Raw genomic sequence first — 20,962 nt, 5'->3', positions numbered from 1 at the left:
TTTAAAATTTGAAATTATAGGTTATTGATGGCACGATACCGAAAATAGCTGTGCGAGTTGCCTCATTGGCACCTGTCTCTCTGTTCTGACCAAATGAAATGGACGCTGCGTTCTTGCGGTTATACGCATTATAAACACTGAGCACCCATTCGCCCTTCCATCGTTTGTTAGGTTTTTTGTTTGGCTTGTAATTAAGAGAAAGGTCCAATCGATGATAAGCGGGCAATCGGTCCGAATTTCTATCCGCGTAACTAGCCACCGATATACCTTCATATTCATACTGACCGTTCGGGTAAGTTACCGGCCTGCCTGTTTGAAAAACTAGATTTCCACCAAAACTCCATTTGTCATTGAGTCTGTAAGATCCCGCTATTGAAATATCATGGGTTCTATCGTATGGAGTATTGTACCAGTCTCCATTATTAATGCCCAAGCCTCCCGCATTTCCCCCAGGGGTTCGCTGCTCCGATTTAGATAAAGTGTAAGCAATCCATCCTGTGAGCTTTCCTTCATTCTTTCTTAACAATAACTCTAAGCCATATGCCCTTGACTCTCCGTTCAATATTTCGGTTTCGATGGTTTCTTGACCTATTAAATCGGAACCATCAATATAATCGATTCGATTATCTACGGTCTTATAATACGTTTCGATTTCCATAGAATATTTACGGTCCATAAAATTCTTAAAATAGCCTAACGAATACTGGTTAGAGAGTTGCGGATCAATATACTTACCACTGGGCGCCCAAACATCTACCGGGGTTACCGATGTTGTATTCGAGAGCAAATGAACATATTGGGCCACTCTAGAAAACCCTGCCTTAACCGAAGAAGCATCGTTCAGCTGATAGGCAAGGGAAGCTCGAGGTTCGAAATTGCCAAAAGTTTTTATTGAAGAACTATTATCATAATCGGTTTCACCGATAGGCATACCCCTTTCATAAATACCCAGGTTATTATTGTAAACGACGGGCCGGTCGCTCAAATAATTGGTCATGGGTTGCCCACCTAATCGAACAAAATTACTGTACCGAAGGCCATATTGCGCTGAAAATTTGTCGGTTAACTTATGTTCCGCATTTACATAAACACCACTTTCAACAGCTTTTTTAATGTCTAGTTTAAGTGGATTTATTGACGAGGTGTCAGAACTCGGGTTCACTTGACCCGGATCAAATTCATAAAATATTCCACTCGCCCCGAAATCAAGTTTGAACTTATCGCTGAAATAATATTTAAGGTCGTATTTGAGATTGTAGTTGTTGATGGAAGCCAACCATTCAAACTCTTCTGTAGTAAAGCCCAAGTCATAGTCATAGCGACTAACGATGGCCGACATATTTGAAAATAACCTTTCATTGAAAATGTGGTTCCAGCGCAGGTTACCCGATACATTACCATAACTACTATTAAAAATTTCACCAAATTTCAAAACATCTCTGCCAAAGTATCCGGAAAGGTATAGCTTGTTATTATCATCGATAGCATAATTGGTTTTAAGGTTAAGGTCATAAAAACTCGCAGTATTCTCTTCTCCTGCCAGTTTTAAGAATAGGTGTGCATAAGAACTTCGCCCCGCAACCAAAAAAGAGCCCTTATCTTTAAATAATGGCCCTTCAGCGGCTAATCGGCTCGAAATGAGACCCACCCCACCGTTCAGTTCGAAATTCTTATTGTTACCGTCTTTCTGTCTAACATCAAGTACTGACGAGACCCTGCCCCCAAACTTAGCGGGAATACCTCCTTTGTACAATTTCATATCTCTTATGGCATCGGCATTGAATACAGAGAAAAAACCAAAGAGATGTGAGGTATTATAGATTATGGCCTCATCGAGTAAAATAAGGTTTTGGTCTTGGGCCCCACCCCTCACATGAAAACCGCCTGATCCTTCTCCGTTGTTGGTGACCCCTGGTAACATTTGAAGCGATTTAAGAATATCTACTTCCCCTAGCACTACCGGCATTTGTTTAACGGTTGAAATATTCATTTTTGCGACGCTCATTTCAGGCTTTCGCAATACGGCCATTTCAGACTCTTCTGCAGTAACAACAACTTCATCTAATTCGGTAGATTCTTCTGAAATTTCAAAATCGAGTTTTTGATTTTGATCTAGTACTACTTCTTGATATTTGTTGGTATAGCCCATATATGAAATAAGCAATCGATATTCACCTTTAGGTGCCGTTAGGGAGTAAAAACCATATTCATTGGTAATTACCCCAATGCTTGTTCCTTCTAAAAATACCGAAGCTCCGAAAAGGCTCTCTCCATTTGCGTTGTCCGTTATTTTCCCGCTCAGCGTATAGCTCTCTTGCGCTATCAGATTTAGAGATGAAAAGAGGAACAAAAAAAAACATACATTACCGATTGGTGCTATCGGAACGCTTTCTTTCAACTGTTTTATCATAATTTCATTTGTATTTTGATTAATGAACATAACTATTGACACATCAAAACTTGAAAGGTTGCATTTAGAGTAAAAAACTCGAAAAAAAACCTTTACCATATGTTATAAAATGAATACCGTCAGATATTTATACATTAGTTGTCAAATAATACTTCGCAGATGCAACCTTGATAAATTTGGGTTGTCTTTATTTTTATAAATGTGATTTAGTATACGAACAGCCATCTCATTTTAATTGGAAACCGATATCCGTTTTAGACATAAAGAACTTGTTGAAAAAAGCAAGTCTGGTGATAGAAGCTCTCAGTATCAACTTTATGAGCTCTATGTCGATGCCATGTATAATATCGGTATGCGCTTTTTACGTATTAAAGAAGATGCTGAAGATGTGGTACAAGATAGTTTTGTCGATGCCTTTAAAAATTTGGGGAACTTTAAATACGACAGTACGTTCGGAGCTTGGCTAAAACGTATCGTTATAAATAAGTGCATTAATCGCTTGAAATTAAAACGGGTAGCAATTACCCCAATTGAAGAACATGAATATCATCTTTCGAACGAAACAGTTGAAATAAAGTTTGAAGCTACTGATATTATTAAGGTCAAGAGAGGAATTGATTTACTCCCCAGTGGTTATAAAGAAATACTCAACCTTTATTTACTTGAAGGTTATGACCATATGGAAATTGGAGAGGTTCTAGGTATTACAACCTCTACCTCGAAATCACAATATCACAGAGCCAAAAAGAAACTAGTTGAAATCGTAAAAAATTTATAATGGACAATCTTGAAAAACATATTACAGACAATCAAGAGGTCTTCAACGACCATCGGGCCGACCGTGCCAAAATGTGGGCCGAAATCGAATCTCGTTTAGATGAAGAAAAGACAAAAGTTATACCCTTGTGGAAAAAACCGATATTCAAAGTGGCCGCCACAGTAGCTGTGCTCTTAGGGCTTTCAACATTTATAGGAATTAACTTTTTTGATAATACTACAGATACCGAAGACGGTTTTGTATCTCAAGAGTTACAAGATATAGATATGCATTATCGTAGCCTGGTATCTTATCAAGTGAAATTAGTTGAGCAAAACGACAAGCTTTCAGAAGACGATAAACAAGAGTTTCTTTCATTTATGAATGAACTCGATAAAGAATATGAAGAATTACGGTTAGAGATGCGAAATAATTTAGACAATCAACTGGTATTAGAAGCTATTGTCAGTAATTATAAAAAGCGAATAGAGCTTATCGAAAATTTATTGCATCACTTAAAAGAACCGCAAATCAAAGACGAAAACTATGGCTACACTTTATAGAAAACTACTGCTTTTAATAGTGGTATTTAGTCTAGGCCTGCCTACGGTAGCACAAGAAAAAGTAACCAAAAAGTTGGTCAAGAGCTATATTCTGACCAATGCGGGCGAGCTGCATTTAGACAATAAATATGGCAATGTCAATATCTACGGATGGAACAAAGAAGAACTTTCTTTGACCGTAACCATTACAGTTACCCATAAGAAGAAAGATAATGCACAAGAACTACTGAATCGTATAAAACCAATTTTGAGAAGCAGTGAGAACTTCGTTTCGTTGAGCTATGAAATTGGTGAGAACAGTTCGGGTTTCTTTTCGCAATTGTTCGAGAAGGCCAATCCGTTCGATTTTGACCGTAGTAATGTGCAGATTGACTATAAGGTATATCTGCCCCAAAAAGCAGAAATAGAGGTTACCAACAAATTCGGTGATGTTTTTATAGAAGATTGGAAAGGTGCCCTTCAAGCCAATATTGAACATGGTCATATGTGGGTTAGTGAAAACTTGAACAAAGCCGATATAACTATGAAGTATGGTGAACTTAGAGCTCTTAATATAAATTATGGCACTATCGATTTAAAAAATGGAGAGCTCGATATGCAAGATTCGAAAAATTTACGGATCAACAGCAGCGGAAGCGACATAGAGATAAAAAAGATTACTTCTCTTGAATTTTATTCCAATAAGGATGAAGTGAATTTAGAAGAAGTTGGCAGTATATACGGCAGCTTGAAATTTACCAATCTACAATTGAACCGACTAAGTTCTGATATTGATATGAACATGAAAATCGCCGAGTTTAACTTAGATGGTATTGTTAATTTTGAAACTTCGATCAGCATTGAGCAAGAATCTTCTGAAATCAGCATTAATATAACCGACTTTCCACATGAATTCAATGCTGTTCTTGAAGAGGGTCTGGTTCGATTGCCAAAGTCTTTTCAGAATGTAGATTCAAAACTTATTAATAAAAGCAAAAAGCTTAGGGAAATCAGGGCAACCTATGGTAGTAACTATAATGGAAAAATTTCAATAAGCGGAAAAAAAGGCATTGTTTTAATAAAAGAGTTGTAACAATTTCGCAAGAAAAACATTCCTAATTTACATTTCTAATCTACTGCGTATTCAAAATCGGATTGCAGATAAATAGACCCAAACTATATATAAAAGTTGAACTGGCGCACGAAACCAAAGATAAGCTGGGCCAGCACCGTTAAAATTACCCGTTTCGTAGTTTAGATATTTGAAAGAAGCTTGTACGTTCGCCATAAATATTACAAGCAAAAAAATTATTAAGAACCAGCCGGTTGTAGTTACGAATTTGGGAATGAGCAAACCAATCGCTGCCATTATTTCAATTACTGCAGTCAAGTACACCACTTCTCTTTTGAACGGTATGGGCGACGGAATCATCAAAGTCATTCCTTCTGTAAAGATGAAATGCCCCATTGCGGTAAAAACCAACATGAATGCCATACCGATACGACCTGCCCGTGGAAAATCATCTACACCATAAATCATTTTCAAAATAAGCAGCGATACAATAAAAACCGATAAAAGTACGATGAGAGGTTTCATGTAGTTTTTGACGTCAAATTTCGTCAGATAGATGCTTCAAAACAATGAACCTAGGTTAAGAAATTCGCTTACGTATTCTACTTAAAGCTTGTGGAGTTACCCCTATATAAGAAGCTAAATACTTTAAAGGCACACGTTTTAAAAGCTCTGGGCGTTTGTCGAAAATATCTAAATAACGCTCTTCTGCAGTTTGGTTTAAAAATGATAGCTCCCTATCCCACTTTAAGACCAGCGTTTGTTCGGCTATAATTCGGCCAATAAGATTACCCACCGATGTTTGTCTATAGATACGTTGAAGGTTGTTGTAACTAATGGACCAAAGAACACAATCTTCCATAGCCTGTAAACTGTATATACTCGGTTTTTGAGTCAAAAAAGAATCATAGGCGCTTGAAAACTCGTCTTCACATCGAAATCCAAAAGTAATATCATCTTCTTTCTTAGGGATAAAATAGCGAATAGCACCTTTTTCAACGAAAGAAAAATAATTTTCGGTTTCACCACTTTTTAAAAGAGTTTCTTTCTTGGCATACTCTTTCATTTCGAGATTATCTGTGAAAAAAGCCCAATCGCTATCCGGTATCGTAATTATTCGTTCAAAATGATGTTTAATCCTATCCATGACAATTTTATAATTCTTTAATTATAAGTGATTTACAACTTACCAAATCATTAAAGAATTTATAAAGATGACAAAACCTCGTTCTTCTTGAACAAAGCTTTAGCCAAGTCGCTAAATTATTCGGTAAAAGCAGATTTGAATCAAAAATTCCTCAGAAAAAAACTTTCATATCAATATTAAAGGGAACTGCTATAAATTTTCATCCTTTATTCGGAGGTACAAGCTTATATCCCCATGATAAATAAATATTTATGGAATCGTAGAATGCTTCCTCCTTTACAATTTTGCCCTGTTTGTTAAATGTAAGTATTGCAAAACCGTTAGAATTACTTTCTATTCCAGTGCCTCGAGTGCTTCCTAAATAACCGCTATTTGTTCCTTCACTTTCCCAATAATAGTAAGCTTTGTTACCATGAATGACGATATCCTTTAGTTTAGTACTAAAATCAGGTATGGCGAGATGCCAATTATTCAAAATATTAATTAGCTCTTCATGACTTTCCGTCTCAAGCTTACCATTGGCATAGCGTTTAAAATTTTCGGAAAGTATTGGGGCCAATACTTCAGGATCATTACTGTTCCAGAACTTTTCATAGATATTAACCGCCTCTTCTAAATCTTCTGCGATTAAGACTTGATTTTTAGAAACGGTTTCCTCAATCTTTTCCTTACATGAAAAAATTAATAAAGATAGAATACAATAAAAAAATACTATTGGTTTCATATTCGTTGGTTTGAGTGGTGGTCAGCTATAGCGTGTTTTAAATCGTGGAGGAAGTCGGCGTCGATTCAAAACGCTATTTAAGCAATTTCGAAGATAAAAATAAAAATTCTTTTTAGTTCAGTTTGGTTTGTTTTCAATTGATTTTTAACGAATTAGATTTTTAAATATGTAAAATTGCAGTTACCAATTAAATATAATTTCAAGTAAATAACGAACTAGAATATTTAGAAGTTAATGTAGAATTGTGAACTATAGAACCATTACAATAGATATAAATCAACTCAATTTGTACGAAAAATAATCGATTACCAGTAAAAGAGTAGTTGTTTTTAAAAATTTTCTGCTTTTCGTGCAACTATTTTGAATCACCGTTGTCTATTATAATAGTCTATCAGACAACGAATAGTAATGAAACGATTTACACCCACTTTCTTGTTCCTAATACTAGGAAATATTTTAACAATCTACGCTCAAGACGAACCTAAAGATTATCTTGAGTTCAATGACCGAAATAATGTTGTTCATGGTGTTTACCTAGGTTTGACTTTGGGAGCTGGCGAAATCGAGGGCGAACCAAGTTATATGTCTGGGCTCAAATTAGCTTATGTAGCCAATCAACAATTTGAGGTTGGTTTCGCTGCCAATTTTCTTTATTCCCAGCAAGACCTCTATATTGCTCCGTCTACTAGAAACCAAGACTTGATCGCCATTTACGGTGGCCTTCACCTAGAGCCGATTTTCTTTAGTAAAAAACTAGTAAGCCTTTCCTTTCCCCTTTTAATCGGTGGTGGCGCTGTAGGTTATATTGAAGACGATTATGACGAACGTTTCGACCCTGAACCTACTGAAGACGATTTTGATGCGGTATTTATAATAGAACCAGGTATAAGCGCTCAATTCAATCTTAGCAGGTATTTACAAATTGAGGCTGGTGTCACCTATCGGTTCAGTAGTGAAATTGAACTTCGACCCAGCCCTATTAAACGAATAAATGGTTTTACCGCAGGTGTGGGCATTAAAGTAGGAGTTTTTAATATGGGTCGAAACCGCTATAAAAAGAAATTGTAATGAAAAAACGATGCACCTTCTACCGTGAATTTATAGAAACCCAACATGTTTTTACAGAGAATCAACAGGTATACCTCAAAAACAAAACCTTCAAAAATGGTACAATATTAGAAGAATGGTCTCCCATAAATTTTCAGTGGGTTACTGTTGTACAACTATAAAAAACTTTAGAATACCATTAATGTAATAATCATCAACCTGATTACAACCCATGATTAGAAATCAATCAATAATGCGAATGAAGTCCGTCTACCTAGTTTTGGCCTCAATTTGTGGTCTGCTATCATCTTGCGATTATGAACATGTAAGTGCCAAAGGTGAAGTTACCACCAAAGATTTTTCCCTTTCAGGTTATAACGGACTCAAAGTTTCAAATGCATTTGATGTTTACTTGACCTTTTCAGAAACCGAAGAACACATCAGTATCGAAGCAAACGATAATCTTCATGACCGTATCGTTGTCGCCCGCGAAGGTGACAATTTAATCATTAAACTTAAGAGATATACAACTATAAAGGGCAAACCCATACTAAAGGCATATATTTCGACCAAAACTATCAAAGATTTTGATCTTTCAGGAGCTTCTACGGTTACCCTACGTGACATGTGGGATACCCATAAAGGAAAAATCGAACTATCCGGTTCTTCTGAATTCTCAGGTGAAATCAAAGCTACCCATTTAGACATAAATATGGGCGGTGCCTCTAAAGCCGATATCTACGGAAATGTTGAATCATTATATGCCGACCTATCGGGTGCCAGCGATTTACGCGACTATGATTTGATCAGCGAAAGACTGAACATCGAACTTTCCGGTGCTAGCGAAGCCTTTCTTTCGGCACAAAAGTCAATTGATATCGATGCTTCGGGAGCGAGCGTATTGAACTATAAGGGTGATGCCGTTATTAACCACAAAAAACTAAATGGGTCTTCTAGATTGAAAAATCGCAACCCATAAGACTACTTGTGCCGCTTTTGCAATTCTTTCTCAATATCTTTTAAGGTGAAGCCCTTCGCCTGTAACAATATCAAATAGTGGAACAATAAATCGGCACTTTCATATAAGAAAAGGTCATCATTATCGTCTTTGGCCTCAATGACTGTTTCAACAGCTTCTTCACCTACCTTTTGTGCAATATTATTGATTCCCTTTTCAAATAGTGAAGCTACATATGATTTGCTTGCATCCGAAGCTGTTCTTCGTTGTTCGATAACTCGCTCAAGCTCAGAAATAAATCCGAAGTTTGAAGTATTATTTTCGTTCCAACAGGTATCACTACCAGTATGACAGGTTGGCCCTACGGGTTCTACATAAACCAAAAGAGTGTCGTTATCGCAATCAACCTTGATATCGATTAAATTCAAAAAGTTGCCACTCTCTTCCCCTTTCGTCCATAAACGTTGTTTGCTGCGGCTATAAAAGGTAACCTTCTCGGTCTCCTGGGTTTTCTTTAGGGCTTCCTCATTCATATACCCTAACATGAGTACATTTTTGGTTTTTGCATCTTGAATGATGGCAGGCACTAATCCGTCGGCATTTTTATTGAAATCTACTGTCATTTTTTCTTTTCTATATATTTAGGAAGCTTTCTTCTGGGGCACACCGTGCATTTTCATTAAATAGATAGGAAAACCAAGGCCATTTTCAGTATTAAAAATTTCCAATCCGAATTTTTGATACAACTTAACGTTCTGTTCAGATGCAGCATCGACTATAACGGGTAATTTATTGTCTCTGAATGCATCGTACACTTGCAATACCAATCTAGGCGCCGTTACACCACCTTTAAACTCTTGTTTCACGGCAAAAATCATGGGTCGTATATACGCTGTCTTTGGATAGTTTCTTTGAATTATTTTTTGTCTTCTAAGTACTTTGGCCACTCGAAAAATGCCTATGCATTTGAAAGCCAGTCGTAAGGTGGAATAAAGCTTAGAAAACGAAAAATTATCTTTATTCGAATAGGTTATCAAAAGGCAACTGGCCCTATTGTCTGAAATATAAATCGCCCCTGTACGAAACGATTTGTCAAAAAGGTACTCCATCAAAACACGCATGCGCTGATGCCTTTTATGGTCTTGTTTAACCACGAAATTGATGGAGTTATCTTCCCGTATGGGCTCGAAGGCCTCCACCAAAATATCAACCACTAAATCTCTGTCCGCTTTTGTCGCTTTAATCAATTTCTAAGACTTTTCTATAACCTTACTGGAATACCCTTATCCCGTAATTCATTTTTTAAATCACCAATGCCTATTTCTTTAAAATGAAAAACACTGGCTGCCAAGGCCGCATCGGCCTTACCTTTTTCAAAGGTATCAGTAAAATGGTGTACTTTACCCGCACCACCTGATGCTATTATGGGTATGTTCAATTCTGTTGATAATTTCGCTAGTGCCTCATTGGCAAAGCCATCTTTGGTACCGTCGTGATCCATAGAGGTAAATAAAATTTCACCGGCGCCTCGTTCTTCGACCTCTTTGGCCCACTCGAACAATTTACGTTCGGTAGGTACCTTGCCCCCTACCAAATGTACGATCCATTCGCCATCTATTTGTTTGGCATCAATAGCCACAACGATGCACTGAGAACCAAATTTGGCCGCTAAATCGTTTATCAATTGCGGATTTTTCACTGCCGAAGAATTGATGGAAACCTTATCGGCCCCGTTTTGAAGTAATACATCTACATCTTCAATCGAAGAAATTCCTCCACCGACGGTAAACGGAATATTTACTTTTTCGGCAACGCGATAAACCAATTCTGCCAAGGTCTTTCGCTTTTGTTCCGTTGCAGAAATATCGAGAAAAACAAGTTCATCAGCACCCTCTTTACTATAAATTTCGGCCAACTCAACAGGATCTCCGGCATCACGCAAATCTATAAAATTCACGCCTTTGACCGTACGGCCATCTTTAATATCAAGACAAGGTATTATTCTTTTTGCTAACATAAGTTTAAGCTAAAACCCTATTATCAATAGAAGGTACTAAACCTTCTACTACGCTCTTAAATGCCATGCCCCAAATTAAAAACAAATTTAACATTTTGGCAGTGGAGCTTCCTATTTTTTCAGTCGTTTTAATGTTTTGTCTATGCATCATGCTCCAATACAAATTGCTCCAGCTGTTTCATACTGATTCTATTTTCATAGATTGCTTTTCCGATAATAGTTCCTTCACAACCCATTTTGGCTAATTTTGGAAGCTCATCGTAAGTTGAAATGCCACCGGAAGCTATCAGCTTTAAACCTTCACATTGTTCTAAAATACGCTGGTACAATTCAAAAGAGGGGCCTTCGAGCATGCCGTCTTTTGATATGTCGGTACAGATAACATATTCGATACCATTCGCTTGATATGCCGAAATAAAAGGAACAAGTTCTTCGGTAGACTCTTCTTGCCAACCGGAAACGGCCACTTTCTCATCCATGGCATCAGCCCCCAAAATTATTTTTTTCGCACCATAAACTTTTATCCAGCTTTGAAAAGTCTCTTTATCCTTTACCGCAATACTGCCACCCGTAACTTGACTAGCACCGCTCTCAAAGGCAATTCGTAAGTCTTCATCCGTTTTGAGACCACCACCAAAATCAATTTTCAGTTGGGTTTTAGATGCAATTTGCTCCAACACCTTATGATTGACGATATGTTTTGATTTCGCACCATCTAAATCTACCAAATGCAAGAATTCAATACCGTGGGCCTCAAACTCTTTTGCAACTTCTAAAGGGTTTTCATTATATATTTTCTTGGTCTCGTAATCACCTTTAGAGAGTCTTACGCACTTCCCGTCGATGATATCTATTGCAGGTATGATTCTCATTTTTATATTTTTGTTATTCGGAATTACCAACGACTTTATAATCCACCGATTCTTAACTCATTTTTAGAAAATTCAATAAAATCTGCGCCCCGACCTTACTACTTTTCTCTGGGTGAAATTGGGTGCCGTAAAAATTATTCTTTTGCAGGGCAGCACTATATTTTACATCATATTCAGATTCAGCAATAGTTTCGTCGCATATGGGAGCATAATAACTATGCACCAAATAGATATGTTCTTTCGGTGAGATATTATTGAATAAGTGCGACTTTAAATTGTCGATTTGGTTCCAACCTATTTGTGGCACTTTTACCTGATTAGAGAATTTAACAACATTCACATCAAATATGCCAAGACCTTTGGTGTTGCCTTCTTCAGAAGAATTACACATTAACTGCATGCCCAGGCAAATGCCTAAAACAGGTTGCTTCAGTTGCGGAACGACCGTTTCCAGGCCACTTTCCAACAGCTTTTTCATAGCACTACTGGCCTCGCCCACACCAGGGAAAATAACCTTATCGGCAGATTTGATTTCGTCTGCATCTTCACTTAAAACCGCTTCATAGCCCAAACGTTCGATTGCGAACTTGATGCTTTGAATATTTCCGGCTCCGTAATTTATAATTACAATCTTCATTCTTGGTAAACTCTATAAAACGCCCTTTGTACTAGGCAAAACCATTTTTGCGGTATCTCTTTTGACCGCCATTTTAATAGACTTTGCAAAGGCCTTGAAAATGGCCTCAATCTTATGGTGTTCATTAGTGCCTTCGGCCTTGATGTTCAAATTGGCCTTGGCACCATCGGTAAATGATTTGAAAAAATGATGAAACATTTCCGTGGGCATATCGCCAACCATTTCTCGATTGAATTCGGCTTCCCAAACCAACCAATTTCTACCTCCGAAATCAATTGCCGCTTGCGCAAGGCAGTCATCCATCGGTAAACAAAATCCGTATCGTTCGATACCTAATTTGTTACCCAAAGCCTGACCGAACACTTCGCCCAGAGCGATGCCCGTATCTTCGATGGTATGGTGCTCATCTACTTCTAGATCACCATCCACCTTAATTTCTAAATCCATTTGACCGTGACGCGCCAGTTGATCTAGCATATGATCAAAAAAAGCTAGCCCGGTCTTGATATCACTCTTACCGGTACCGTCAAGGTTCAAATTGATATAAATATCGGTCTCATTTGTTTTTCTATGAGTTTCGGCCGTTCTATCGTTCAACTTTAAAAACTCATAGATTTTCTCCCAATCGTTGCTTTCCAAAGCAATAAAATTTTCAAGATCATCACGTTTAACGGTGATTTCACCTGTACCTAAGTTGGTGTTGTCATTTATAAAAATGCCTTTTGCGCCTAGGTTTTTGGCCAGCTCGATATCCGTCAGCCTATCACCGATAACAAAAGAATTTGCCAAGTCATAGTCGTCGCAGAAGTAATCTTTCAATAGACCTGTGCCTGGTTTTCTGGTATCTGCATTTTCATGGGGAAAGGTCTTATCGATAAATACTTTATCGAAAACAACACCTTCATTTTCGAATGATTTCATAATAAAATTATGAACGGGCCAGAAGGTATCTTCAGGAAAAGCTTCCGTACCAAGGCCATCTTGATTGGTAATCATTGCCAATTCATAATCTAATTCTTTAGCGATTTTACCTAAGTAAGTAAAAGACTTCGGATAGAATATCATCTTTTCAAAGGCATCTATCTGCTCATCGACAGTTTCTTTTATTATCGTGCCATCACGATCTATAAAAAGTACTTTTTTCTTCATTTGGTCAAGCTTTTTAAAGCAGTAACTAGTTTAATGTTTTCATCTTTCGTGCCTATAGTTAGGCGTAAGGTGTTGTTACATAAGGGCTGCGAACTTCTATTTCTTACCACTACGCCCAAGCCTAAAAGTTCACTATATCGCTTATCGGCGTCATCTACCTTTACCAGTAGAAAATTGGCATCGGAAGGATATATTTCTTTAATAAATTCGATTTGGGGCAACACTTTCAAGAGCAATTCTTTTTGCTCGATAATTTCCCTCACTTCAGATTTTATACGAGGCATGTCTGAAACCCTTCGTAGTGCATGAGACTGTGTAAGCTCGTTAACGTTGTATGGAGGTTTGATCTTATTGAGAATAGTGATGATTTCTTTGGATGCGATACAAATACCCAGACGAATACCCGCCATACCGTAGGCTTTTGATAAGGTTTGGGTCACCACTAAATTCGGAAATTCAGATAATCGAGAAACCCAAGAGGCCTTATTTGAAAAATCGATATACGCTTCATCAACAACAACCAAACCATCAAAATCCTCTAAAAGTGTAACGATGCGCTCCGAATCAAAACTATTGGCCGTAGGGTTGTTGGGCGAACAAATAAACATCATTTTTGTTCGAGCATCTACCATTTCTAAAATTTCTCCAACATTGGGTTGAAAGTCATCGGTTAGAAGAACTTCTCTATTATCTATCGTATTGATATCGGCCAACACTTTGTACATACCATACGTGGGCGGCAAGGTGATAACATTATCAGCCCCAGGTTCGCAGAATGCCCGAAATAATAAATCTAATACTTCGTCACTACCATTGCCCAGTAGTAAATTTTCAATTTGAATCTCTTTTTGATTTGCTAAAACGGACTTTAAGTTACGTTGTTGCGGATCAGGATACCGATTTACCCCATTATTATAAGGGTTTTCATTCGCATCAAGAAAGACCATCGAAGAACCATCGGAAACATATTCATCACGTGCCGAAGAATAAGGTTTTAGGCCTTTCACATTTTCTCTGGTTATTTTATCTAAATCGAAACCCATGATATTACAAATTAGTTGTTCAGACTTTTCAATCGTAAAGTAACCGCATTTTTGTGCGCCTGCAATCCTTCAGCTTCTGCCATAATTTCAATTGCCTCGCCAATTTCTTGAATTCCCCGTTCAGATATCTTCTGAAAGGTCATACTTTTCATAAAACTATCGAGGTTCACCCCACTGTACTGCTTAGAATAGCCATTGGTAGGCAGCGTATGATTGGTTCCCGAGGCATAATCTCCAGCACTCTCAGGTGTATAATTACCAATAAACACAGAGCCTGCATTTTGAACATTGCTCACAAAGAATTCTTCGTTTTCTACACAAATAATGTAATGTTCCGGACCGTATTCATTAATTAGCTCAGCCGCTATAGCATCATTTTCGACAAGAATCAACTTGCTATTTTCGATTGCCTTCTTGGCAATGTCTTTTCTAGGTAATTCATCTAATTGGCGTTCAACTTCTTTCTCGACGGCATTGATCAATTTTTCGGAAGTCGAAACCAAAATAACTTGGCTATCTACACCGTGCTCCGCCTGACTTAATAAATCAGAAGCTACAAAAGCAGGGTTAGCAGAATCATCTGCTAAAACCAAAAGTTCACTTGGGCCCGCAGGCATATCAATTGAAATACCATATTTAGTTGCAATCTGCTTGGCAACCGTTACGTATTGGTTACCAGGACCAAAGATTTTATACACTCCAGGAATACTTTCTGTACCAAAAGTCATAGCGGCAATAGCCTGAATACCGCCCACTTTAAATATTTTCTTTACACCACATAAATTTGCGGTATACAGAATCGCAGGGTTTATTTTCCCCTCATTATTTGGCGGAGAACACAACACCAATTCTTCGCAACCGGCTATGGTAGCAGGCACAGCAAGCATTAGAATTGTGGAGAATAAAGGCGCAGTACCTCCTGGAATATAGAGACCTACCTTTTGAATCGGTCTTTTCTCTTGCCAACACTGAACACCACTAGCAGTTTCGACTTCAACTTTATCTGTTTTCTGTGCTTTGTGAAAAACTTCGATATTGTTTTTCGCCAATTGAATAGCATCCTTTAGTTGTTGAGAAACCTGGCTTGTTGCTTCCTCTATTTCTTGTTCAGAGGTTATAATACTATCAAGGGAAACACCATCAAATTTTTCAGTATACTTTTTGAGTGTGGTATTGCCATTGCTTTGCACTTCTTTAAAAATAGTCTCAACTGTTTCTTCTATATCCGCAACGGTCTGTGTTGGTCGCTCCAAAACTGAACTCCAATCCGACTTATTGGGATTATATATCTTTTTCATTTTGTTACACTAAATTCTTGATCATGTGATACCCTAAAGGCTCAAAATCATGTCGTTGCCAAAACTTTATTCCTTTCTCATTTGCTACATAAGAATTGAGTTCGATACTATTGCAATCTTTACTTTTTGCATAGTCTACGAGCCAATCCATCATGAGTTTACCTACTCCTCTACTTCTATATTCCGCACTCACAAACACATTATCTAGTTCTATATGTTTGCCCTTGTACAGCTTGTGTAAAAACCAAACACCACAACAGGCGATTAAACTTTTATTATCGTATACGCCCAGACATTCATAGCCGCCCATAATCTTCATCGATTCTAATCTGGATTTCAAGATTTCTTCGGAAATCTTTCCCTCATTCAAATCGTAAACTAAGGGTAAAATCAATTCCAGTTTTTCATAAGGAATCAATTCTAGTTTCAATTCGCCCTTCATTTCTGAAACTTAAAGTACCATTTTCTCAATTGGGCAAACTAAAATACCTTCTGCCCCAGCGACCTTCAATTCGTCAATCACTTCCCAGAACTTATCTTTGTTAATCACGGTGTGGACGGAACTCCACCCTTCTTCAGCCAAAGGTAAAACAGTTGGGCTACGCATACCTGGTAACAACTTTAATATATTGTCTAATTTGTCGTTAGGAGCATTTAACAGAACATATTTCGATTGTCTCGCTTGTAATACGGACTGTATTCTGAATTGTAATTTCTTCAAAAGCTCTTTGCGCTCATCAGAAATTTGAGGTGACACTGCCAATACAGCTTCACTGGTCAACATTACTTCAACTTCTTTCAAATTATTTTTGAACAGCGTACTTCCACTAGAAACAATATCACATATTGCATCTGCAAGTCCGATATTAGGTGCAATTTCCACAGAACCGTTAATAATATGCAAATCGGCTTTTACACCATGTTTATCTAAATACATTTGAACCGTATTCGGATAAGAAGTAGCTATACGCTTGCCCTCAAAATCATGAACCGAGTTATATTTCACCGACTTTGGCACGGCCAAGGAAACCTTACACTTTGAAAAACCAAGTTTTTCAGCAATGGAGATATCCTCCCCTTTTTCAATCAGAACATTCTCTCCAATAATCGCAATATCTACGACACCGTCTCTTAAATATTGAGGTATATCACCATTTCGTAGATAAAAAACTTCCATTGGAAAATTTCGGGAAGAGGCCTTTAGCTGATCTTTACCGTTGTCTATAGAAATACCACAATTTTTTAGAATCAGTAAAGAGTCTTCATTTAGACGTCCTGATTTCTGAATAGCAATTCTAATTTTTGTCATTTCACTTTTAATTATGTTCAAGCCACCAAAAGAGCTCTAAAAATAAAACCCGCTTGATTGCTCAAACGGGTTTTTAATATTTTTGTAATACTACAATACATATTTACCTCGCCTGAGAGCCAGTGTAAAAATGATGATGTGTATTTCTGTTTTTCATTATGCCGTAAATGTAAAATCTATTTTTCATTTCTCAAAAGAATAGTTGTAAAATAAACAAAAACTCTACAACTCCTTTTAACTAAAACAGATTAGTTATTTCCCAAGATTAAAGGTAAGCCTGATTCTCCGCTACCTACTACCACAACCTTCGCATTCGCCGATTGTGCTAACTTTAAAGTTGCATCAATACCTTTGTCTTGAAGAATTTTATCGGTCAACGAGGCACTTAATATTCTATTCGCATCTGCCTTGCCTTGAGCCTCAATAGTTACCTTTTCAGCCTCTTTTTTAGCCGTCACCAATCTAAACTCATACTCCAAAGACTCTTGCTCTTGTTTTAATTTACGCTCGATAGCGTCTTTAATCGTTGGCGGCAAAGTAACATCTCTGACCAATATTTCATTTAACTGAATATATTGTCCTGATACAATTTTTTGAGTCTCATCAAAAATTTCTTGCTGAATGGCATCTCTTTTACTTGAATACAATTGTTCTGGCGTATAACGCCCTACAACTGAACGAGCGGCAGACCTAATGGTTGGCAGCAAAACCCTCTGTACATACGCCTCTCCTTTTTCTTGGTGCAACTTTCCTAAATCACTGCGTATAGGCTCAAACCATGCTGAAGCCTCTAGTTTAATATCCAGACCATTGCTAGATAAGACATTCATTTTTTCAAGTACTTCTTGCTGTCTAACTTCATAAACAAAAACCTTGTTCCAAGGCGCAACTATATGGAAACCTTCCCCCAAAGGTGGCTCATCGGTAACTACCCCCCCACCAAATGTTTTATACAGAACACCAGCCTCACCGGAACCTATGGTAACAGCTGATTTTGATATTAAAATAACGAGTACAATAAAACCGAATATGACCGGTAAAGCAATTTTAGGTAATTTATCCATATATAAAATAATATTAAGTTAGCCCGATATATTTTCTAATGAACCATTCACTTGCCAAGGCTAGGGCAATGATGGCCAACAATACTTCGAAATCTATCAAAGATACGATATTTTGGTCGCTTAACTGGGTAGGCACATAACGTTGATCGGTATTTAAGGTGTCAAGCATTGCGTCTATGTCATCACTATAAAAAAGTCGACCTCCAGTATTTTCTGCCACACGATCGAGCTTTCTAAAATCAGTTGAAAAAAATTGTTTCTCAATATCGAAATCTAGTATACTTAAGCGCCCTGATTTTGAAATACCTTCTGATTTAACAGCTACCGTAAAGTCGTATTTCCCCGGTATTAAATTGCTAAGGTCAGCCTCATAATAACTGCCTTTTAAAAGCATCGGAATTTCTGAACTAGCTTGCGATTCAATGTTTTTAATTGTTAAAGTGATGTTCGCATTGGAATCAAAAACAAAGGCGTTGTCGAAATAGGTTGCCGATATTTTGGCATCTTGGCTTCCCGTAAATACTGATTCGTAATCTAACGTCAGGCGATCTCTACTTTTGTTGCTCGTCAAGTATAGAACTATCTTTCCTAGAAAATCATCAAAATTCTTGAAATTTTGGTCACTTCGATAAGATTGCATTCTCCATTTCCAAATATCCTCGCCAAAAAAAACGGCTTCCTTCTGGACCGCGTTATTTATGATAGCCAATAAAGGTTGATTTAATTCAACACCCTTTATACGCTGACTCAAAGCGATATCAGCCTCAACTCTTAACTGAATTTCGCCTAAATTGCTTGTTACCGGTGGAAAATCGGTTACAGTAAAATCTTCGACATTGAATAGACCGAAACCAGTATTCAAAGTAGCACTTACTTCTTCTGTCTGCTCGTAGCTTTTTTTAGCAAACGAATTTTGTGCGTTATTGAGAAAATTCCAGTTGGTCTGACTTCCTGTAATTGTAAAAACACTCGTTTTACTTTGACTCAAATAATCATAAATCGATTTAAAGGAAACGTCAGGTTGATAAAAAATAAATAGGTCGGTTTCCTCTAATTTTTTACGATCAGTGTTAGGTTTCATTATAGAAACGGAACGCTGCTGGTTACTTTCAATAGCTTTTTTTAGCGCACCGATATCTGGGTGGCTCAAATTAGAAATTATTGAGATATTCGTCTTCTCGTCAATAACCTCTACAGCCAACTCACGGCTATTGTTCGCTTCATTACGTTCATTTGCAAGCGCGTCAATCGTAACTACTATGTTCTTAAGCCCTACAGAGCCTGCATCGAGCAAGGTACTGACCACTTTGGTTGTATTTGAATTAGATAACGATACCCTCTCTTGATAAACCTGTTCACCGTCTTCAAGAACTCTTAGTTGCGCCTGAGCTTGAGAAGCACCACTATAAGAAACAAAGATTTCTAAAGGGTATTTATTTTTAAGAAAAGCATAGCGATTGGCATTGACTTGACTAATCGAAATATCTTCATAACTTGTAGTGTCGCCTATGGCTATGGGGTAGATAGGCGTTTCTTGGTTACGGCCATAAAATTCATAGTCTTGCCCTACCGTCTGATTGCCATCGGTAAGCATTGCGATTACGGCATTTGAATTTGAATATATCTCTTCAAGTGCCTTCAATGCACGTGTGATATTCGTTTGACTTTCAGAAAGCGAAAGACTATCGCTACTTAACGACTTCCCGAAGTTGTAGGATTGAACATTAAACCGTTGCCCAATATCGCTATCACCGTGGATTTTATCAAGAACCGACCTTATATCATCTTCATATTCTGCCATAGAAGAAGAATTATCCGTTAGCAGAATTAGGTTTGCCTTTTCTGTAGTGTATTGATATTTGGTGAACTTCGGATTGATCAATAATAGAAAAGCACCAAAGAAAGTAAGAAAACGTAAAAAAGAGAGCAAATAACCTATTTGCCCTCTTTTTTTAGTCTTATAATAGTATTGAAACAGAACGATTACCAAGGCCACAACAGCGGCTAAAATAATCAGAAGAACTGTTTGAATTTGCATTGATTGAAATCAATTTCAGGTTTTAGTTCGCTAGGCATTTATTTTTCAATGGACACGCCATTTACGTAGTCTTGCCCATGAACGGAACTCTAGGTAAGCATGCCACCATCTACATTCAGTACCTGACCGGTTACATAGTCAGAAAGGTCTGAAGCAAAGAACAAACAAGCATTGGCAATATCTTCGGTGCTACCACCACGTTTCATTGGAATACCATCTCTCCAACCTTGTACCGTCTTTTCATCAAGTTTATCGGTCATTTCAGTTTCTATAAAACCAGGAGCGATAGCATTACAACGTATGTTTCGTGATCCCAATTCTAAAGCGACCGATTTGGTAAAACCGATCATACCAGCTTTAGAGGCCGCATAATTAGTTTGCCCAGCGTTACCTTTGACCCCTACCACACTACTCATATTGATAATAGAACCCTTACGCTGTTTCAACATAGTACGTTGCACCGCTTTGGTCATGTTAAATACCGACTTAAGGTTAATTTCGATAACACTGTCAAAATCAGACTCAGACATTCTCATCAATAAATTATCTTTAGTAATTCCGGCATTGTTCACTAAGACATCGATTCCGCCAAAATCTTCAAGCACCTGAGCAATAAGTTTTTCTGATTCTTCAAAACTAGCTGCATTACTCTTATAAGCTTTTGCTTTTACTCCAAGGGCATTCAACTCTTTTTCAAGTGCCAAAGCAGGTGCTTCACTAGAACTATAGGTAAAAGCTACATTTGCACCTTGTTGTGCAAAAACTTTTGCTATTCCAGTACCTATTCCTCTACTCGCTCCAGTAATTATCACATTTTTATCCTCTAACAATTTCATGCTCTAAAATTTTTCTAAGTCTTACTTTCAAATATAAGTTTT

Annotated in this window: 22 protein-coding genes; 5 read left to right on the top strand and 17 right to left on the bottom strand. The window is 37.5% G+C overall.

Annotated elements, in window-relative coordinates; translation table 11 throughout:
* Position 1: 1 nt before the first annotated feature.
* A complete protein-coding gene (locus IV512_RS02370) occupies positions 2-2,410 on the bottom strand; it encodes a TonB-dependent receptor (protein WP_209400242.1) in 2,409 nt (802 codons plus the stop codon).
* Between the two features lie 235 nt (positions 2,411-2,645).
* Between IV512_RS02370 and IV512_RS02365 the strand changes: the two genes are divergently transcribed.
* From IV512_RS02365 to IV512_RS02355, 3 genes are read left to right on the top strand one after another with little or no spacing between them, the layout of a single operon-like run.
* Entirely contained in the window at positions 2,646-3,188 is a 543-nt protein-coding gene (locus tag IV512_RS02365; RefSeq protein ID WP_245224646.1) for an RNA polymerase sigma factor, read from the top strand.
* Positions 3,188-3,730, top strand: coding sequence for a hypothetical protein (locus IV512_RS02360; RefSeq protein ID WP_209400241.1), 543 nt, complete (start codon positions 3,188-3,190; stop codon positions 3,728-3,730). Before IV512_RS02365 ends, IV512_RS02360 begins: the two co-directional genes overlap by 1 nt.
* Positions 3,714-4,802 carry a hypothetical protein gene (locus tag IV512_RS02355; RefSeq protein ID WP_209400239.1) on the top strand — a complete coding sequence of 363 codons (1,089 nt, stop codon included), beginning with the start codon at positions 3,714-3,716 and terminating at the stop codon, positions 4,800-4,802. The genes IV512_RS02360 and IV512_RS02355 overlap by 17 nt, the downstream gene beginning before the upstream one ends.
* Positions 4,803-4,853: 51 nt before the next feature.
* On the opposite strand, the gene IV512_RS02350 is transcribed toward IV512_RS02355, so the two are convergent.
* The 3 genes from IV512_RS02350 to IV512_RS02340 form a co-directional block, all read right to left on the bottom strand.
* On the bottom strand, positions 4,854-5,306 hold the full coding sequence (locus IV512_RS02350) for a hypothetical protein (protein WP_209400238.1): 453 nt from the start codon (positions 5,304-5,306) through the stop codon (positions 4,854-4,856).
* A 55-nt stretch (positions 5,307-5,361) separates the two neighbouring features.
* Positions 5,362-5,928, bottom strand: a complete 567-nt coding sequence (locus IV512_RS02345) for a Crp/Fnr family transcriptional regulator (RefSeq protein ID WP_209400237.1) — start codon at positions 5,926-5,928, stop codon at positions 5,362-5,364.
* A 199-nt stretch (positions 5,929-6,127) separates the two neighbouring features.
* Complete coding sequence (locus tag IV512_RS02340) at positions 6,128-6,652, bottom strand: ester cyclase (RefSeq protein WP_209400236.1); 525 nt, start codon at positions 6,650-6,652, stop codon at positions 6,128-6,130.
* Positions 6,653-7,060: 408 nt separating this feature from the next.
* On the opposite strand from IV512_RS02340, the gene IV512_RS02335 reads away from it, so the two are divergent.
* Both IV512_RS02335 and IV512_RS02330 read left to right on the top strand, forming a co-directional pair.
* On the top strand, positions 7,061-7,720 hold the full coding sequence (locus IV512_RS02335) for a hypothetical protein (protein WP_209400234.1): 660 nt from the start codon (positions 7,061-7,063) through the stop codon (positions 7,718-7,720).
* A 238-nt stretch (positions 7,721-7,958) separates the two neighbouring features.
* Complete coding sequence (locus IV512_RS02330) at positions 7,959-8,678, top strand: head GIN domain-containing protein (RefSeq protein WP_209400232.1); 720 nt, start codon at positions 7,959-7,961, stop codon at positions 8,676-8,678.
* A 2-nt stretch (positions 8,679-8,680) separates the two neighbouring features.
* Here the strand turns inward: IV512_RS02330 and hisIE are convergent, their stop codons facing one another.
* From hisIE to fabG, 13 genes are all read right to left on the bottom strand, one after another.
* On the bottom strand, positions 8,681-9,280 hold the full coding sequence (gene hisIE, locus IV512_RS02325) for a bifunctional phosphoribosyl-AMP cyclohydrolase/phosphoribosyl-ATP diphosphatase HisIE (RefSeq protein ID WP_209400230.1): 600 nt from the start codon (positions 9,278-9,280) through the stop codon (positions 8,681-8,683).
* A gap of 18 nt (positions 9,281-9,298) precedes the next feature.
* Positions 9,299-9,904: a GNAT family N-acetyltransferase gene (locus IV512_RS02320; RefSeq protein WP_209400228.1), complete on the bottom strand. Its 606-nt coding sequence runs from the start codon at positions 9,902-9,904 to the stop codon at positions 9,299-9,301.
* A 14-nt stretch (positions 9,905-9,918) separates the two neighbouring features.
* On the bottom strand, positions 9,919-10,674 hold the full coding sequence (gene hisF, locus IV512_RS02315; protein WP_209400226.1) for an imidazole glycerol phosphate synthase subunit HisF: 756 nt from the start codon (positions 10,672-10,674) through the stop codon (positions 9,919-9,921).
* Between the two features lie 140 nt (positions 10,675-10,814).
* On the bottom strand, positions 10,815-11,546 hold the full coding sequence (gene hisA, locus IV512_RS02310; protein WP_209400224.1) for a 1-(5-phosphoribosyl)-5-[(5-phosphoribosylamino)methylideneamino]imidazole-4-carboxamide isomerase: 732 nt from the start codon (positions 11,544-11,546) through the stop codon (positions 10,815-10,817).
* 52 nt (positions 11,547-11,598) lie between these two features.
* Positions 11,599-12,183, bottom strand: coding sequence for an imidazole glycerol phosphate synthase subunit HisH (hisH, locus tag IV512_RS02305; protein ID WP_209400222.1), 585 nt, complete (start codon positions 12,181-12,183; stop codon positions 11,599-11,601).
* A gap of 12 nt (positions 12,184-12,195) precedes the next feature.
* The gene (hisB, locus tag IV512_RS02300; RefSeq protein WP_209400220.1) at positions 12,196-13,332 is read right to left on the bottom strand and encodes a bifunctional histidinol-phosphatase/imidazoleglycerol-phosphate dehydratase HisB; all 1,137 of its coding nucleotides are present in this window, start codon (positions 13,330-13,332) and stop codon (positions 12,196-12,198) included.
* Entirely contained in the window at positions 13,329-14,375 is a 1,047-nt protein-coding gene (hisC, locus tag IV512_RS02295; RefSeq protein ID WP_209400218.1) for a histidinol-phosphate transaminase, read from the bottom strand. Before hisC ends, hisB begins: the two co-directional genes overlap by 4 nt.
* A gap of 11 nt (positions 14,376-14,386) precedes the next feature.
* The gene (gene hisD / locus IV512_RS02290) at positions 14,387-15,673 is read right to left on the bottom strand and encodes a histidinol dehydrogenase (protein ID WP_209400216.1); all 1,287 of its coding nucleotides are present in this window, start codon (positions 15,671-15,673) and stop codon (positions 14,387-14,389) included.
* Positions 15,674-15,677: 4 nt separating this feature from the next.
* Positions 15,678-16,115: a GNAT family N-acetyltransferase gene (locus IV512_RS02285; RefSeq protein ID WP_209400214.1), complete on the bottom strand. Its 438-nt coding sequence runs from the start codon at positions 16,113-16,115 to the stop codon at positions 15,678-15,680.
* Positions 16,116-16,124: 9 nt separating this feature from the next.
* A complete protein-coding gene (hisG, locus tag IV512_RS02280; RefSeq protein WP_209400212.1) occupies positions 16,125-16,982 on the bottom strand; it encodes an ATP phosphoribosyltransferase in 858 nt (285 codons plus the stop codon).
* A gap of 248 nt (positions 16,983-17,230) precedes the next feature.
* Complete coding sequence (locus tag IV512_RS02275) at positions 17,231-18,046, bottom strand: prohibitin family protein (RefSeq protein ID WP_100868695.1); 816 nt, start codon at positions 18,044-18,046, stop codon at positions 17,231-17,233.
* Between the two features lie 13 nt (positions 18,047-18,059).
* Positions 18,060-20,084, bottom strand: coding sequence for a VWA domain-containing protein (locus tag IV512_RS02270; protein ID WP_209400211.1), 2,025 nt, complete (start codon positions 20,082-20,084; stop codon positions 18,060-18,062).
* 89 nt (positions 20,085-20,173) lie between these two features.
* Positions 20,174-20,920, bottom strand: a complete 747-nt coding sequence (gene fabG / locus IV512_RS02265) for a 3-oxoacyl-[acyl-carrier-protein] reductase (protein ID WP_209400210.1) — start codon at positions 20,918-20,920, stop codon at positions 20,174-20,176.
* Positions 20,921-20,962: the final 42 nt, after the last annotated feature.

The organism is Pseudozobellia sp. WGM2, from assembly GCF_017810075.1.
Lineage (GTDB): Bacteria > Bacteroidota > Bacteroidia > Flavobacteriales > Flavobacteriaceae > JADNYK01.
The sequence above is the reverse complement of the archived record's forward strand: the minus strand, read 5'-3'. Positions and strand labels throughout refer to the sequence as shown.

Coding starts and splice junctions, on each gene's coding strand:
- hisB (WP_209400220.1), bottom strand. CDS start 13,332: ATGAAGAAAAAAGTACTTTTTATAGATCGTGATGGCACGATAATAAAA.
- IV512_RS02355 (WP_209400239.1), top strand. CDS start 3,714: ATGGCTACACTTTATAGAAAACTACTGCTTTTAATAGTGGTATTTAGT.
- IV512_RS02360 (WP_209400241.1), top strand. CDS start 3,188: ATGGACAATCTTGAAAAACATATTACAGACAATCAAGAGGTCTTCAAC.
- IV512_RS02335 (WP_209400234.1), top strand. CDS start 7,061: ATGAAACGATTTACACCCACTTTCTTGTTCCTAATACTAGGAAATATT.
- hisC (WP_209400218.1), bottom strand. CDS start 14,375: ATGGGTTTCGATTTAGATAAAATAACCAGAGAAAATGTGAAAGGCCTA.
- IV512_RS02340 (WP_209400236.1), bottom strand. CDS start 6,652: ATGAAACCAATAGTATTTTTTTATTGTATTCTATCTTTATTAATTTTT.
- IV512_RS02275 (WP_100868695.1), bottom strand. CDS start 18,046: ATGGATAAATTACCTAAAATTGCTTTACCGGTCATATTCGGTTTTATT.
- hisG (WP_209400212.1), bottom strand. CDS start 16,982: ATGACAAAAATTAGAATTGCTATTCAGAAATCAGGACGTCTAAATGAA.
- IV512_RS02285 (WP_209400214.1), bottom strand. CDS start 16,115: ATGAAGGGCGAATTGAAACTAGAATTGATTCCTTATGAAAAACTGGAA.
- IV512_RS02330 (WP_209400232.1), top strand. CDS start 7,959: ATGAAGTCCGTCTACCTAGTTTTGGCCTCAATTTGTGGTCTGCTATCA.
- hisD (WP_209400216.1), bottom strand. CDS start 15,673: ATGAAAAAGATATATAATCCCAATAAGTCGGATTGGAGTTCAGTTTTG.
- IV512_RS02270 (WP_209400211.1), bottom strand. CDS start 20,084: ATGCAAATTCAAACAGTTCTTCTGATTATTTTAGCCGCTGTTGTGGCC.
- hisF (WP_209400226.1), bottom strand. CDS start 10,674: ATGTTAGCAAAAAGAATAATACCTTGTCTTGATATTAAAGATGGCCGT.
- hisIE (WP_209400230.1), bottom strand. CDS start 9,280: ATGACAGTAGATTTCAATAAAAATGCCGACGGATTAGTGCCTGCCATC.
- hisA (WP_209400224.1), bottom strand. CDS start 11,546: ATGAGAATCATACCTGCAATAGATATCATCGACGGGAAGTGCGTAAGA.
- hisH (WP_209400222.1), bottom strand. CDS start 12,183: ATGAAGATTGTAATTATAAATTACGGAGCCGGAAATATTCAAAGCATC.
- IV512_RS02345 (WP_209400237.1), bottom strand. CDS start 5,928: ATGGATAGGATTAAACATCATTTTGAACGAATAATTACGATACCGGAT.
- IV512_RS02350 (WP_209400238.1), bottom strand. CDS start 5,306: ATGAAACCTCTCATCGTACTTTTATCGGTTTTTATTGTATCGCTGCTT.
- fabG (WP_209400210.1), bottom strand. CDS start 20,920: ATGAAATTGTTAGAGGATAAAAATGTGATAATTACTGGAGCGAGTAGA.
- IV512_RS02370 (WP_209400242.1), bottom strand. CDS start 2,410: ATGATAAAACAGTTGAAAGAAAGCGTTCCGATAGCACCAATCGGTAAT.